The following is a 15,332-nucleotide window of genomic DNA, read 5'->3' as shown; positions in this document are numbered from 1 at the left end:
CTTTTTTAGTAAATGAAATCGGTATCTTTTTAATAAAAACAAAAATAACATTCATAAATAAACGTTAAAATAGAAAATTCAGAAAATTTCTTCTTTTCTCTTGAAAAATTTTGAAAAAATGGTATGATAGTAACAAGTTATTTTTAAGAGAAGAGAAAGGGGAACAATGGAGAAAATCAGTTTAGAATCTCCTAAGACGGGGTCGGACCTAGTTTTGGAAACACTTCGTGATTTAGGAATTGATACCATCTTTGGTTATCCTGGTGGTGCAGTCTTGCCTTTTTATGATGCGATATATAATTTTAAAGGCATTCGTCACATTCTAGGACGCCATGAGCAAGGTTGTTTGCATGAAGCTGAAGGATATGCCAAATCAACTGGAAAGTTGGGTGTTGCAGTCGTCACTAGCGGACCGGGAGCAACAAATGCCATTACAGGGATTGCAGATGCCATGAGCGATAGCGTTCCCCTTTTGGTCTTTACAGGTCAGGTGGCGCGAGCTGGGATTGGGAAGGATGCCTTTCAGGAGGCAGACATTGTGGGAATTACCATGCCAATCACTAAGTACAATTACCAAGTTCGTGAGACAGCTGATATTCCTCGTATCATTACGGAAGCTGTCCATATCGCAACTACAGGTCGACCAGGGCCAGTTGTCATTGACCTACCTAAAGACGTATCTGCTTTAGAAACCGACTTCATCTATTCACCAGAAGTGAACCTACCAAGCTATCAACCGACTCTTGAGCCAAATGATATGCAAATCAAGAAAATTTTGAAGCAATTGTCCAAGGCTAAAAAACCAGTCTTGTTAGCTGGTGGTGGAATTAGTTATGCTGAAGCAGCTGCAGAATTAAATGAATTTGCAGAACGCTATCAAATCCCGGTGGTAACCAGTCTTTTGGGACAAGGAACGATTGCAACGAGTCATCCACTCTTCCTTGGAATGGGAGGTATGCACGGGTCATTCGCAGCTAATATTGCCATGACGGAAGCGGACTTTATGATTAGTATTGGTTGTCGTTTCGATGACCGCTTGACGGGGAATCCTAAGACCTTCGCTAAGAATGCTAAGGTTGCTCACATTGATATTGACCCAGCCGAGATTGGCAAGATTATCAGTGCAGATATTCCTGTAGTTGGAGATGCTAAGAAAGCTTTGCAAATGTTGTTGGCGGAACCAACTGTTCATAACAATACTGAGAAATGGATTGAAAAAGTTACCAAAGACAAGAACCGCGTTCGTTCTTATGATAAGAAAGAGCGTGTGGTTCAGCCGCAAGCTGTTATTGAACGCATCGGTGAGTTGACGAATGGTGATGCCATTGTGGTAACAGACGTTGGTCAACACCAAATGTGGACAGCTCAGTATTATCCTTACCAAAATGAACGTCAGTTAGTGACTTCAGGTGGTTTGGGAACGATGGGATTCGGAATTCCAGCAGCAATCGGTGCTAAAATTGCTAACCCAGATAAGGAAGTAGTCTTGTTCGTTGGGGATGGTGGTTTCCAAATGACTAACCAGGAATTGGCTATTTTGAACATTTACAAGGTGCCAATCAAGGTGGTTATGCTGAACAACCACTCACTTGGAATGGTTCGCCAATGGCAGGAATCCTTCTATGAAGGTAGAACATCTGAGTCAGTCTTTGACACCCTTCCAGATTTCCAATTGATGGCACAAGCTTACGGTATTAAAAACTATAAGTTTGACAATCCTGAGACCTTGGCTCAAGATCTTGAAGTCATCACTGAGAATGTTCCTATGCTAATCGAGGTAGATATTTCTCGTAAGGAACAGGTGTTACCAATGGTACCAGCTGGTAAGAGTAATCATGAGATGTTGGGGGTGAAGTTCCATGCGTAGAATGTTAACAGCAAAACTACAAAATCGATCAGGAGTCCTCAATCGCTTTACCGGTGTCCTGTCTCGTCGTCAGGTTAATATCGAAAGTATCTCTGTTGGAGCAACAGAAGATCCGAATGTATCGCGTATCACCATTATTATTGATGTAGCTTCTCATGATGAGGTGGAGCAAATCATTAAGCAACTTAATCGTCAGATTGATGTGATTCGCATTCGAGATATTACAGACAAGCCTCATTTGGAGCGCGAGGTAATTTTGGTTAAGATGTCAGCGCCAGCTGAGAAGCGAGCTGAGATTCTAGCGATTATTCAACCTTTCCGTGCAACGGTGGTAGACGTAGCACCAAGCTCGATTACTATTCAGATGACAGGAAATGCTGAAAAGAGTGAAGCTCTATTGCGAGTCATTCGACCATACGGTATTCGCAATATCGCTCGTACGGGTGCAACTGGATTTACCCGCGATTAATACTCTTCGAAAATCAAATTCAAATCACGTCAGCTTTGCCTTGCCGTACTCAAGTACAGCCTGCGACTAGCTTCCTAATTTGCTCTTTGATTTTCATTGAGTATAAAAATATTTTAAATTTGTTAAACCAGCCTAACAGGCAATAAATAATAGAAAAGAGAGAAAAAACTATGGCAGTTCAAATGGAATACGAAAAAGATGTTAAAGTAGCAGCACTTGACGGTAAAAAAATCGCCGTTATCGGTTATGGTTCACAAGGACATGCGCATGCTCAAAACTTGCGTGATTCAGGTCGCGATGTTATCATCGGTGTACGTCCAGGTAAATCTTTTGACAAAGCAAAAGAAGATGGATTTGACACTTACACAGTAGCAGAAGCAACTAAATTGGCTGATGTTATCATGATTTTGGCACCAGACGAAATCCAACAAGAATTGTACGAAGCAGAAATCGCTCCAAATTTGGAAGCTGGAAATGCAGTTGGATTTGCCCATGGTTTCAACATTCACTTTGAATTTATCAAAGTTCCTGCAGATGTAGATGTCTTCATGTGTGCTCCTAAAGGACCAGGACACTTGGTACGTCGCACTTACGAAGAAGGATTTGGTGTACCAGCACTTTACGCAGTATACCAAGATGCAACAGGAAATGCTAAAAACATTGCTATGGACTGGTGTAAAGGTGTTGGAGCAGCTCGTGTAGGTCTTCTTGAAACAACTTATAAAGAAGAAACTGAAGAAGATTTGTTTGGTGAACAAGCTGTACTTTGTGGTGGTTTGACTGCCCTTATCGAAGCAGGTTTCGAAGTCTTGACAGAAGCAGGTTACGCTCCAGAATTGGCATACTTTGAAGTTCTTCACGAAATGAAATTGATCGTCGACTTGATCTACGAAGGTGGATTCAAGAAAATGCGTCAATCAATTTCAAACACTGCTGAGTACGGTGACTATGTATCAGGTCCACGTGTAATTACTGAGCAAGTTAAAGAAAACATGAAAGCTGTCTTGGCAGACATCCAAAATGGTAAATTTGCAAATGACTTTGTAAATGACTATAAAGCTGGACGTCCAAAATTGACTGCTTACCGTGAACAAGCAGCTAACCTTGAAATTGAAAAAGTTGGTGCAGAATTGCGTAAAGCAATGCCATTCGTTGGTAAAAACGACGATGATGCATTTAAAATCTATAACTAATTGATAGAAATTAAGGTGAAGGCGAGTTGGGGGACTAACTCGCTTTTATAATCAATTCATCTCTTTTTAAAAGATGTATTACGATAAGTTTGAAATAGTCTAGGAGAAAATGATGTTAAGTTCAAAAGATATAATCAAGGCTCATAAGGTCTTGAATGGTGTGGTCGTTAATACACCGCTTGATTATGACCATTATTTATCGGAGAAGTATGGTGCTAAGATTTATTTGAAAAAGGAAAATGCCCAACGTGTTCGTTCTTTTAAAATTCGTGGTGCCTATTATGCTATTTCTCAGCTCAGCAAGGAAGAGCGTGAACGAGGAGTAGTCTGCGCTTCTGCGGGAAATCATGCACAGGGCGTTGCCTATACTTGTAATGAAATGAAAATTCCTGCAACTATTTTCATGCCCATCACTACTCCGCAACAAAAGATTGGTCAGGTTCGCTTTTTTGGTGGGGATTTCGTAACCATTAAACTAGTTGGAGATACCTTTGATGCCTCAGCTAAAGCAGCTCAAGAATTTACACTCTCTGAAAACCGTACCTTTATTGATCCCTTTGATGATGCCCATGTTCAAGCTGGTCAAGGGACAGTTGCTTATGAGATTTTAGAAGAAGCTCGAAAAGAATCGATTGATTTCGATGCTGTTTTGGTCCCTGTTGGAGGCGGAGGTCTCATTGCTGGAGTTTCGACTTATATCAAGGAAACAAGTCCAGAAATTGAAGTTATCGGAGTAGAGGCTAATGGGGCACGTTCCATGAAAGCTGCCTTTGAAGCTGGTGGACCTGTTAAACTCAAAGAAATTGACAAATTTGCGGATGGGATTGCTGTACAAAAGGTAGGTCAATTGACCTATGAAGCAACTCGTCAACATGTTCAAACCTTAGTAGGTGTCGATGAGGGACTGATTTCTGAAACCTTGATTGACCTTTACTCTAAGCAAGGTATTGTCGCAGAACCTGCTGGAGCGGCTAGTATCGCTTCTTTAGAGGTTTTGGCTGAATATATCAAGGGGAAAACCATTTGTTGTATCATTTCTGGAGGAAATAATGATATCAACCGTATGCCGGAAATGGAAGAGCGTGCCTTGATTTATGATGGGATTAAGCATTACTTTGTGGTCAATTTTCCACAGCGTCCGGGGGCTTTGCGTGAGTTTGTAAATGATATCTTGGGGCCAAATGATGATATCACACGTTTTGAGTATATCAAACGAGCTAGCAAGGGGACAGGCCCAGTATTGATTGGGATTGCCCTGGCAGATAAGCATGATTATGCAGGCTTGATTCGTCGAATGGAAGGTTTTGATCCATCTTATATTAACTTAAATGGTAATGAAACGCTCTATAATATGCTTGTCTGAGGACTAATAAAAAAAATATCATATTATTTGCACAACTGATGTATAGGTGCTATAATGAGAGTGAAGAAAGGGGGCGATTCCTATGGACTTAGGAAATCGATTACGCTATTTCTATCACAAGTCATTATAGTACCTATGTTTTTTGATTCAGTTTATAGTAAGGGAGTAAAATTACTTGTTATATATAAGGAGTATTTTTAGAATCCGCTGTTTTATATATGTCTAATCTGAAATTTGGTTAAATATAATAGGAATTAGAAAAAATAATCAATACTAATGAAAAACCTTATACTGAACTGACTGCGAAGAGTGACGGGATACTCGTAAGATGAAGACCGTAGAAAAAATGAAACATAGAATACTACGGTTTCCTAGCTACTCGCCTTTTAATGGGTAGGAGAAATAAAAAGTAAACTTGATAAAGTAAATAACTGGTCCAGTTGACCAAATGATTGAATGCTGGTGCAGACATGAAAAAGTCTAAAAGGAGAAAAATACTCGTTAGAAATGGTTTAGAGCAGAAGATTATTTTGTCAAATTTTTTTGTTTTACAGTGGAATAAATAATATGAAATAAGATTAGAATATGTCTAGATTATCGAGAATCAGCATCTGTCAAATATGAATATTATTACATAAATAAGATTTAATAATACAATTGTTTTAAAGAACTATAAAAATTGTTTTCGACAATGGAAAACCTATATATTATAAGCTTTAATAAGATAGCAAGTAAAAATAAGGGCGTTTATTTTATTGAATATATGTTTTTTTATTGACAAAAAGCATAAAAGCGTATACAATTAAATATCGTAAATAAGAAAATAGGAGAAAGACATGGCTAAGTCAAACTTTGAAAAAGTAGAATCAGTTGTTGGCTGGGTTCGTGATAAGAAAATCACAGGCTACCGTATCTCTAAAGAAACGAATGCGCGTGAAATGTCTATCATTGCTCTAGCGCAGGGTCGTGCAAAAGTAAAAAATATTTCATTTGAAACAGCTCTAGGTTTAATTGATTTCTATGAAAAAAATCATGAAAAATTTGAAGATTAATCTTTGGATGATGGCGGATTCTTGAATAGGGTCTGCCTTTTCATTTTTTGGCTAGTAAAAAGACTGCACGGTTGATGCAGCCTTTTCTTTTTATTTGAGATAGCGTTGAAGGAATTCTTTTGTACGGTCTTCTTTAGGATTAGTGAAGAGGTCTTCTGGTTTGCCTTCTTCAGCAATCACACCCTTATCCATAAAGATAACACGATGAGAGACATCACGGGCGAATTCCATTTCGTGGGTTACAACAATCATGGTCAAGCCTTCCTGAGCCAAATCTTGCATGATTTTGAGGACTTCTCCAACCATTTCTGGATCGAGAGCTGATGTTGGTTCATCAAAGAGAATGGCGTCCGGATTCATGGAGAGGGCACGAGCGATGGCTACACGTTGTTTTTGACCACCTGAGAGTTGTTTCGGTTTTGCTTGCCAGTAGCGTTCTCCCATGCCGACCTTTTCAAGGTTTTCTTTGGCAATCTTTTCAGCTTCTGTACGTTCGCGTTTAAGGACAGTCGTCTGAGCGACAATTGTGTTTTCAAGTACGTTAAGATTTTCAAAGAGGTTAAAGGATTGGAACACCATCCCCAACTTTTCACGGTATTGCGTGAGGTCATAGCCTTTTTCGAGAACGTTTTGTCCATGATAAAGGATTTGTCCATCAGTTGGAGTTTCAAGTAGGTTAATGGAGCGTAGGAAGGTTGATTTTCCGCTTCCAGAGCTTCCGATGATAGAGATAACTTCACCCTTGTGAACAGTTAGAGAAATGTCTTTTAGCACTTCGTTTTGTCCATAGGATTTTTTGAGGTGTTTAATTTCAAGGATTGCTTGTGTCATTATTTCAAATCCTCCGTTTGCATTTGGTTAGCACCTGTAGTATAGGTATCCATGTCCATGCGGCGTTCGATGAAGCGTAGGATACGTGTTACGGTGAAGGTGAGGACAAAGTAAATCACGGCGATGATTGTAAATGTCTGGAAGTATTGATAGGTTTGTGTTGCCACCGTATTTCCTGAGAAATAAAGTTCGACAACAGATATAACGTTCAATACAGATGTATCTTTGATATTGATGACAAATTCATTACCAGTTGCTGGTAGGATGTTACGGACAACCTGAGGTAGGACAATCTTACGCATGGTTTGGCTATGAGTCATACCGAGTGCAGTCGCGGCTTCAAATTGTCCCTTGTCAACTGCAAGGATACCACCACGGACGATTTCAGTCATGTAGGCACCAGTGTTGATTGAAACGATGAAGATAGCAGCTAGTGTACGGTCAAGGTTGATACCGAAAGCTTGTGCAGTTCCATAGTAGATAACCATCGATTGAACAATCATTGGGGTACCACGGAAAATTTCGATATAGACATTGAGAACCCATCCGACTAGTTTTTGTAGGCCGTAAATGGCTTTGTTTTCAGATAGTGGAGCAGTACGGAAAACACCAATTGCAAGTCCGATAATGAGACCTGTGATGGTTCCGACGATAGAGATTAAAAGAGTGATACCAGCACCACGCAAGAGTTGTTGCCAGTTTTCAGAAAGAATTTTAGCGACTTGGCTAAAGAAACTACTGCTAGTCTCTTCAGTTGTTGTAGCTTCGGCAGGTTGTTCCTTGATCATACGATCCATCAAGGCAACTTGATCGTCTTTTGAAATGGTTTCAATGCTGGCATTGATTTGGCTAATACGATTGTCATCTTTACGAAGTCCAATGGCGATAGCTGTATCTTCTTCCCCAGTTTTGAAACCTGGTTCTACTTGAACCATCTTGAACTTAGAGTTCGCAGCTTCAGCAGTCAGTGCTTCTGGGCGTTCAGAAACATAAGCATCAATGACACCAGCCTCAAGAGCTTGGCGCATTTGAGCGAAGTCTCCCATGGCAGTTTCTTTTTTAGCACCTGAGATTTGTGCAATCAAGTCGTAGAGGTAGACACCTTGTTGAGAAGTGATTTTCGCACCATTAAAGTCATCCAAAGATTTTGCGTTTGCATAAGTAGAATCTTTTTTGACAAGCAAAACTGGTTCGCTAGTGTAATAACTGCTTGAAAAGGCAATTTCTTGTTTACGCTCGGCAGTTGGACTCATACCTGCGATAATCATGTCAATCTTACCAGAAGTAAGGGCAGGAACTAGACCTTCCCACTTGGTTTTAACAACCAAAGGTTCTTTACCTAAGTCCTTAGCGATTTTCTTGGCGATTTGAACATCGTATCCGTTAGCATACTGGTTAGTTCCATCGATTTTGACAGCTCCATTGCTATCATCGTCCTGAGTCCAGTTAAAGGGAGCATATGCTGCTTCCATCCCGATGCGTAAATATTCATCGGCTTGGGCAACATTGACAAGTCCCAGCATCAGCAAGAGACTTGTGAAAATAGATAAGTATATTTTTCTCATGATTTCTCCTATTTCTAATCTATTAAAAAATAACTGTCTCCTATTTTATCGAAAAAAACTTTATTTTTCAATATAGGTAAGCCCTTACTTGTGAAAAAATGATATAATGATAGCAAAGATAAAAAGGGGGCTTAGTTGATGAAAAAAACTTTTTTCTTACTAGTGTTAGGTTGGTTTTGCCTTCTGCCACTTTCTGTTTTTGCCATTGATTTTAAGATAAACTCTTACCAAGGGGATTTGTATATTCATGCAGATAATACGGCAGAATTTAGACAAAAGATAGTTTATCAGTTTGAGGAGGACTTTAAGGGCCAAATCGTGGGACTTGGACGTGCTGGCAAGATGCCTAGTGGATTTGACATTGACCCTCATCCAAGGGTTCAGGCCTCGAAAAACGGTGCTGAACTGACAGACGTTACTAGCGAAGTGATAGAAGGAGCAGATGGTTATACTGTTAAAGTCTATAATCCAGGTCAAGATGGCGACACAGTTGAAGTTGACCTCGTTTGGAACTTAAAGAATTTACTTTTCCTTTATGATGACATCGCTGAATTAAATTGGCAACCTCTGACAGATAGTTCAGGAGCTATTGGAAAGTTTGAATTTCATGTAAGGGGAGACAAGGGGGCTGAAAAACTCTTTTTCCATACAGGGAAACTCTTTAGAGAGGGAACGATTGAAAAGAGTAGCCTTGATTATACTATTCGTTTGGACAATCTTCCAGCTAAGCGTGGAGTTGAATTGCATGCCTACTGGCCTCGAACTGATTTTGCTAGCGCTAGGGATCAGGGATTGAAAGGAAATCGTTTAGAAGAGTTTAATAAGATAGAAGACTCGATTTTTAAAGAAAAAGAGCAAAGTAAACAACTCGTTACTTGGGTCTTCCCTTCGATACTTTCTATCTCCTTGTTATTGAGTATTTGCTTCTATTTCATCTATAGAAGAAAGACCACTCCTTCCGTCAAATATGCCAAAAATCATCGTATCTATGAACCACCAATGGAATTAGAGCCTATGGTTTTATCAGAAGCAGTCTACTCGACCTCCTTGGAAGAAGTGAGTCCTCTAACAAAAGGAGCAGGTAAATTTACCTTTGACCAACTTATTCAAGCTACCTTGCTAGATGTGATAGACCGTGGGAATGTTTCTATCATTTCAGAAGGAGATGCAGTTGGTTTGAAGCTAGTAAAAGAAGATGGTTTGTCAAGTTTTGAGAAAGACTGTCTAAATCTGGCTTTTTCAGGCAAAAAAGAAGAAACTCTTTCCAATTTGTTTGCGGATTACAAGGTATCTGATAGTCTTTATCGTAGAGCAAAAGTTTCTGATGAAAAACGGATTCAAGCAAAGGGGCGTCAGCTCAAATCTTCTTTTGAAGAAGTATTGAAAGAGATGCAAGAAGGAGTGAGAAATAGAGTTACCTTCTGGGGGCTTCCGGATTACTACCGTCCTTTAACTGGTGGGGAAAAGGCCTTGCAAGTGGGTATGGGGGTCTTGACTATCTTGCCCCTATTTATCGGATTTGGTTTGTTCTTGTACAGTTTGGATGTTTATGGCTATCTTTACCTCCTCTTGCCAATACTTGGTTTTCTAGGTTTGGTTTTGGCTGTTTTCTATTATTGGAAGCTTCGATTAGATAATCGTGATGGTGTCCTAAATGAAGCAGGAGCAGAAGTATACTATCTCTGGACCAGTTTTGAAAATATGTTGCGTGAGATTGCACGATTGGATCAGGCTGAATTGGAAAGTATTGTGGTCTGGAATCGCCTCTTGGTTTATGCGACTTTATTTGGCTATGCAGACAAGGTCAGTCATTTGATGAAGTTTCATCAGATTCAAGTGGAAAATCCAGATATCAATCTCTATGTAGCTTATGGCTGGCACAATATGTTTTATCATTCAACAGCACAAATGAGCCATTATGTCAATGTCGCAAACACAGCAAGTACCTATTCCGTATCTTCTGGAAATGGAAGTTCTGGTGGTGGCTTCTCCGGAGGTGGCGGCGGGGGCAGTATCGGTGCCTTTTAAAGAGAGCTATCAATGGCTGAAAAAATATGCTATAATGGAAGATAGAAAAAGGAGTAATCTATGTATCTTATTGAAATTTTAAAATCTATCTTCTTCGGTATTGTTGAAGGAATTACGGAATGGCTGCCGATTTCAAGTACAGGTCACTTGATTTTAGCAGAGGAATTTATCCAATACCAAAATCAGAGTGAAGCCTTTATGTCCATGTTTAATGTCGTGATTCAGCTTGGTGCTATTTTAGCAGTTATGGTGATTTACTTTAACAAGCTCAATCCCTTCAAACCGACTAAGGACAAGCAGGAAGTTCGTAAGACTTGGAGACTATGGTTGAAGGTCTTGATTGCGACCTTGCCTTTACTTGCCGTCTTTAAATTTGATGATTGGTTTGATACCCACTTCCATAATATGGTTTCAGTTGCCCTCATGTTGATTATCTACGGGATTGCCTTTATCTATTTGGAAAAGCGCAATAAAGCGCGTGCTATCGAACCAAGTGTAACAGAGTTGGACAAGCTTCCTTATACGACAGCCTTCTATATCGGACTCTTCCAAGTTCTTGCTCTTTTACCAGGGACTAGCCGTTCAGGAGCGACTATTGTCGGTGGTTTGTTAAATGGAACCAGTCGTTCTGTTGTGACGGAATTTACCTTCTATCTTGGAATTCCTGTTATGTTTGGAGCTAGTGCCTTAAAGATTTTCAAATTTATAAAAGCAGGACAACTCTTGAGCTTTGGGCAATTGTTCTTGCTCTTGGTTGCGATGGGAGTAGCCTTTGCAGTCAGCATGGTCGCTATTCGTTTCTTGACAAGCTATGTAAAAAAACACGACTTTACCCTTTTTGGTAAATACCGTATCGTGCTTGGTAGTGTCTTACTACTTTACAGCTTTGTCCGTTTATTTGTATAAGAAAAACCTTGAAGGGGCAACTCTTCAAGGTTTTATACTCTTCGAAAATCTCTTCAAACTGCATCAGCTCTATCTGCAACCTCAAAACAGTGTTTTGAGCAGCCTGCGGCTAGCTTTCTAGTTTGCTCTTTGATTTTCATTGAGCTTTAAAATCCAGTTACGGTAATCCCCAGCAGGCGGACGCCTTTTTCTTTCTCGTCCAACTCTTCATAGAGTTGCAGGGCTATTTGGCTGATCTGACTAGCATCCTGCGTTTTTTGATCCAGACTTTTTCGTTTAGTCAGAGTTGAAAAGTCTTCGTAGCGGATTTTCAGAATGACAATTTTTCCAGCTTTTTCTTGTTGACTGAGATTGAGAGCGACTCTTTCTGATAGGAGAGTCAGCTCTTTTTTGATGTCTTCCTCGGCACGGAGAATTTTTCCATAGGTTTTCTCTTTCCCGATTGATTTACGGATACGATTGGATTTGACCGGGGAATTGTGAATACCACGAGCCTTTCGATAAAGGTCATAGCCCAGTCTGCCAAAACGGTCTATCAGGGTCACTTCAGGGACTTCAAGCAAATCAGCGCCGGTAAAAACACCCATTTGATGAAGTCTTTCCACCGTCTTTTTTCCTACTCCATGAAACTTGGAAATATCCATTTGTTTGAGGAAATCCTCAGCCTGGTCAGGTAAAATCACTGTCAGACCATGTGGCTTTTGATAATCGCTGGCCATTTTAGCTAAGAATTTGTTGTAGGAGACGCCTGCGGAAGCAGTCAGGTGTAGTTCCTGCCAGATATCCTCTTGAATGAGACGAGCAATTTTGACCGCTGACTTGATACCGAGTTTATTTTCTGTCACATCTAAATAGGCTTCGTCAATGCTCATGGGTTCAATCAAATCTGTATAACGCTTAAAGATAGCTCGAATCTGGAGGCCCACAGTCTTGTATTTCTCATAATTCCCTGAGATAAAGACGGCCTGGGGACAACGCTCATAGGCTTCTTTGGAACTCATGGCTGAATGGACACCAAAAGCTCGCGCCTCATAGCTACAAGTGGAAACGACACCACGCCCACCTGTTTGTCGAGGGTCGCTACCGATAATGACAGGTTTTCCTCTGAGTTTAGGATTATCTCTGATTTCGACCGCAGCAAAAAAGGCATCCATGTCAATATGGATGATTTTTCTTGACAAATCATTTAATAAAGGAAAAATCAACATGTCTGGTCCCCTTTTTACTGCTTATTTTCTTTTATTATACCCTTTTTTCTGAAAAAAAGAAAAAAGGCTTTAATTTTTTCAAAAATATAATACAGTTTGGGATAAAATATAGACTGTTTTAGAAAAGAAAGTGTAAAAATAGGGATTTATCACTTGTTGAAATCGGTTACTGTATGGTATACTTGTCTCATGAATGTAACAGATGGATGTTACTAGAAAGAAAAAAGAGGACATTAACATGGTTGTTAAGACAGTTGTTGAAGCACAAGATATTTTTGACAAAGCTTGGGAAGGCTTCAAAGGCGTAGATTGGAAAGAAAAAGCAAGTGTGTCACGCTTTGTACAAGCTAACTACACACCTTATGACGGAGACGAAAGCTTCCTTGCAGGACCAACAGAACGTTCACTTCACATCAAAAAAATTGTAGAAGAAACTAAGGCTCACTACGAAGAAACTCGTTTCCCAATGGACACTCGTCCAACTTCTATCGCTGATATCCCTGCAGGATTTATCGATAAAGAAAACGAAGTTATCTTTGGTATCCAAAATGACGAACTCTTCAAATTGAACTTCATGCCAAAAGGTGGTATCCGTATGGCTGAAACCACTTTGAAAGAAAATGGATACGAACCAGACCCAGCTGTTCACGAAATCTTCACTAAATACGTAACAACAGTTAACGACGGTATCTTCCGCGCTTACACTTCAAACATTCGTCGCGCTCGTCACGCTCACACTGTAACTGGTCTTCCAGATGCATACTCACGCGGACGTATTATCGGTGTTTACGCACGTCTTGCTCTTTACGGTGCAGACTACTTGATGCAAGAAAAAGTAAACGACTGGAATGCAATCGAAGAAATCGATGAAGAAACAATCCGTCTTCGTGAAGAAATCAACCTTCAATACCAAGCATTGCAACAAGTTGTTCGCTTGGGTGACCTTTACGGAGTTGACGTTCGCAAACCAGCGATGAACGTTAAAGAAGCAATCCAATGGGTTAACATCGCCTTCATGTCTGTCTGCCGTGTTATCAACGGTGCTGCTACATCTCTAGGACGTGTGCCAATCGTATTGGACATCTTTGCAGAACGTGACCTTGCTCGTGGTACATTTACTGAATCAGAAATCCAAGAATTCGTTGATGATTTCGTTATGAAACTTCGTACAGTTAAATTTGCTCGTACAAAAGCTTATGACCAATTGTACTCAGGTGACCCAACTTTCATCACAACTTCTATGGCTGGTATGGGTAACGACGGTCGTCACCGTGTTACTAAGATGGACTACCGTTTCTTGAACACTCTTGACAATATCGGTAACTCTCCAGAACCAAACTTGACAGTTCTTTGGACTGACAAATTGCCATACAACTTCCGTCGCTACTGTATGCATATGAGCCACAAACACTCTTCTATCCAATACGAAGGTGTTACAACAATGGCCAAAGACGGATACGGTGAAATGAGCTGTATCTCATGCTGTGTGTCTCCACTTGACCCAGAAAATGAAGAACAACGCCACAACATCCAGTACTTCGGTGCACGTGTAAATGTATTGAAAGCTCTTCTTACTGGTTTGAACGGTGGTTACGACGATGTTCACAAAGACTACAAAGTATTTGACATCGAACCAATCCGTGACGAAGTTCTTGAATTCGAATCAGTTAAAGAAAACTTTGAAAAATCTCTTGACTGGTTGACTGATACTTACGTAGATGCTTTGAACATCATCCACTACATGACTGATAAGTACAACTACGAAGCTGTTCAAATGGCCTTCTTGCCAACTAAACAACGTGCGAACATGGGATTCGGTATCTGTGGATTTGCTAACACTGTTGATACATTGTCAGCTATCAAATACGCTACAGTTAAACCAATCCGTGACGAAAATGGCTACATCTACGATTACGAAACAATCGGTGAATACCCACGTTGGGGTGAAGATGATCCTCGTTCAAACGAATTGGCAGAATGGTTGATTGAAGCTTACACAACTCGTCTACGTAGCCACAAACTTTACAAAGATGCAGAAGCTACAGTATCACTTTTGACAATCACATCTAACGTTGCTTACTCTAAACAAACTGGTAACTCACCAGTCCACAAAGGTGTATACCTCAACGAAGATGGTTCTGTGAACTTGTCTAAACTTGAATTCTTCTCACCAGGTGCTAACCCATCTAACAAAGCTAAAGGTGGCTGGTTGCAAAACTTGAACTCACTTTCTAGCCTTGACTTTAGTTACGCAGCTGACGGTATCTCATTGACTACACAAGTATCACCTCGCGCTCTTGGTAAGACTCGTGACGAACAAGTTGATAACTTGGTAACAATCCTTGATGGTTACTTCGAAAACGGTGGACAACACGTTAACTTGAACGTTATGGACTTGAACGATGTTTACGAAAAGATTATGTCAGGTGAAGACGTTATCGTACGTATCTCTGGATACTGTGTAAACACTAAATACCTCACTCCAGAACAAAAAACTGAATTGACACAACGTGTCTTCCACGAAGTTCTTTCAATGGATGACGCCTTGGATGCATTGAGCTAATCAAGTTTTTAAGTAATGAAATAAGGAACCCTCGGTCAGTCGACTGAGGGTTGTTTTTTGGATCTTAAATTCCTTAATACTCTTCGAAAATCTCTTCAAACCACATCAGCTTCGCCTTGCCGTACTCAAGTACTGTCTGTGGTTAGCTTCCCAGTTTGCTTTTTGATTTTCATTGAGTATAAGTCAGGATCTGAAGTGTCTCGCTTGGTTTAAAAGAGTCGGTTGAGTTTCGGGAAGTATTTGAAAATAAAAACACCACACTTTGTAAGACACAAGGTGTGGTTGTA

11 protein-coding genes are annotated in these 15,332 nt (G+C 40.2%); 8 read left to right on the top strand and 3 right to left on the bottom strand.

Going from position 1 to position 15,332, the window contains the following annotated elements; translation table 11 throughout:
• The first annotated feature begins 166 nt into the window (after positions 1 to 166).
• The 5 genes from N8M16_RS02680 to N8M16_RS02660 all read left to right on the top strand — a co-directional run bounded on the left by N8M16_RS02680 (position 167) and on the right by N8M16_RS02660 (position 5,944).
• Complete coding sequence (locus N8M16_RS02680) at positions 167 to 1,867, top strand: acetolactate synthase large subunit (protein WP_033682350.1); 1,701 nt, start codon at positions 167 to 169, stop codon at positions 1,865 to 1,867.
• Positions 1,860 to 2,336: an acetolactate synthase small subunit gene (ilvN, locus tag N8M16_RS02675; protein WP_001253803.1), complete on the top strand. Its 477-nt coding sequence runs from the start codon at positions 1,860 to 1,862 to the stop codon at positions 2,334 to 2,336. The genes N8M16_RS02680 and ilvN overlap by 8 nt, the downstream gene beginning before the upstream one ends.
• Before the next feature lie 170 nt (positions 2,337 to 2,506).
• Positions 2,507 to 3,529, top strand: coding sequence for a ketol-acid reductoisomerase (gene ilvC / locus N8M16_RS02670; RefSeq protein ID WP_000290683.1), 1,023 nt, complete (start codon positions 2,507 to 2,509; stop codon positions 3,527 to 3,529).
• A 112-nt stretch (positions 3,530 to 3,641) separates the two neighbouring features.
• Entirely contained in the window at positions 3,642 to 4,892 is a 1,251-nt protein-coding gene (gene ilvA / locus N8M16_RS02665; RefSeq protein ID WP_033682348.1) for a threonine ammonia-lyase IlvA, read from the top strand.
• Positions 4,893 to 5,728: 836 nt separating this feature from the next.
• The gene (locus N8M16_RS02660) at positions 5,729 to 5,944 is read left to right on the top strand and encodes a capsule biosynthesis transcriptional regulator (protein ID WP_001130036.1); all 216 of its coding nucleotides are present in this window, start codon (positions 5,729 to 5,731) and stop codon (positions 5,942 to 5,944) included.
• 90 nt (positions 5,945 to 6,034) lie between these two features.
• On the opposite strand, the gene N8M16_RS02655 is transcribed toward N8M16_RS02660, so the two are convergent.
• Entirely contained in the window at positions 6,035 to 6,775 is a 741-nt protein-coding gene (locus N8M16_RS02655) for an amino acid ABC transporter ATP-binding protein (RefSeq protein ID WP_000189477.1), read from the bottom strand.
• Complete coding sequence (locus N8M16_RS02650; RefSeq protein ID WP_024057836.1) at positions 6,775 to 8,340, bottom strand: ABC transporter substrate-binding protein/permease; 1,566 nt, start codon at positions 8,338 to 8,340, stop codon at positions 6,775 to 6,777. Before N8M16_RS02650 ends, N8M16_RS02655 begins: the two co-directional genes overlap by 1 nt.
• 138 nt (positions 8,341 to 8,478) lie before the next feature.
• On the opposite strand from N8M16_RS02650, the gene N8M16_RS02645 reads away from it, so the two are divergent.
• Positions 8,479 to 10,368, top strand: coding sequence for a DUF2207 domain-containing protein (locus tag N8M16_RS02645; RefSeq protein WP_261069591.1), 1,890 nt, complete (start codon positions 8,479 to 8,481; stop codon positions 10,366 to 10,368).
• A gap of 60 nt (positions 10,369 to 10,428) precedes the next feature.
• On the top strand, positions 10,429 to 11,274 hold the full coding sequence (locus N8M16_RS02640; protein WP_049533837.1) for an undecaprenyl-diphosphate phosphatase: 846 nt from the start codon (positions 10,429 to 10,431) through the stop codon (positions 11,272 to 11,274).
• Between the two features lie 146 nt (positions 11,275 to 11,420).
• Here N8M16_RS02640 and dinB read toward each other — a convergent pair whose 3' ends face one another.
• Positions 11,421 to 12,482, bottom strand: a complete 1,062-nt coding sequence (gene dinB / locus N8M16_RS02635) for a DNA polymerase IV (RefSeq protein WP_000904599.1) — start codon at positions 12,480 to 12,482, stop codon at positions 11,421 to 11,423.
• Positions 12,483 to 12,720: 238 nt separating this feature from the next.
• Between dinB and pflB the strand changes: the two genes are divergently transcribed.
• Positions 12,721 to 15,045: a formate C-acetyltransferase gene (gene pflB / locus N8M16_RS02630; protein WP_020901544.1), complete on the top strand. Its 2,325-nt coding sequence runs from the start codon at positions 12,721 to 12,723 to the stop codon at positions 15,043 to 15,045.
• Positions 15,046 to 15,332: the final 287 nt, after the last annotated feature.

The organism is Streptococcus mitis, assembly GCF_946188375.1.
Lineage (GTDB): Bacteria > Bacillota > Bacilli > Lactobacillales > Streptococcaceae > Streptococcus > Streptococcus mitis_CX.
This window is presented reverse-complemented; position numbering and strand designations above follow the sequence as displayed.

What these genes read in the sequence shown, in the direction of transcription:
- N8M16_RS02680 (WP_033682350.1), top strand. Translation starts at nt 167, where the DNA reads ATGGAGAAAATCAGTTTAGAATCTCCTAAGACGGGGTCGGACCTAGTT.
- ilvN (WP_001253803.1), top strand. Translation starts at nt 1,860, where the DNA reads ATGCGTAGAATGTTAACAGCAAAACTACAAAATCGATCAGGAGTCCTC.
- ilvC (WP_000290683.1), top strand. Translation starts at nt 2,507, where the DNA reads ATGGCAGTTCAAATGGAATACGAAAAAGATGTTAAAGTAGCAGCACTT.
- ilvA (WP_033682348.1), top strand. Translation starts at nt 3,642, where the DNA reads ATGTTAAGTTCAAAAGATATAATCAAGGCTCATAAGGTCTTGAATGGT.
- N8M16_RS02660 (WP_001130036.1), top strand. Translation starts at nt 5,729, where the DNA reads ATGGCTAAGTCAAACTTTGAAAAAGTAGAATCAGTTGTTGGCTGGGTT.
- N8M16_RS02655 (WP_000189477.1), bottom strand. Translation starts at nt 6,775, where the DNA reads ATGACACAAGCAATCCTTGAAATTAAACACCTCAAAAAATCCTATGGA.
- N8M16_RS02650 (WP_024057836.1), bottom strand. Translation starts at nt 8,340, where the DNA reads ATGAGAAAAATATACTTATCTATTTTCACAAGTCTCTTGCTGATGCTG.
- N8M16_RS02645 (WP_261069591.1), top strand. Translation starts at nt 8,479, where the DNA reads ATGAAAAAAACTTTTTTCTTACTAGTGTTAGGTTGGTTTTGCCTTCTG.
- N8M16_RS02640 (WP_049533837.1), top strand. Translation starts at nt 10,429, where the DNA reads ATGTATCTTATTGAAATTTTAAAATCTATCTTCTTCGGTATTGTTGAA.
- dinB (WP_000904599.1), bottom strand. Translation starts at nt 12,482, where the DNA reads ATGTTGATTTTTCCTTTATTAAATGATTTGTCAAGAAAAATCATCCAT.
- pflB (WP_020901544.1), top strand. Translation starts at nt 12,721, where the DNA reads ATGGTTGTTAAGACAGTTGTTGAAGCACAAGATATTTTTGACAAAGCT.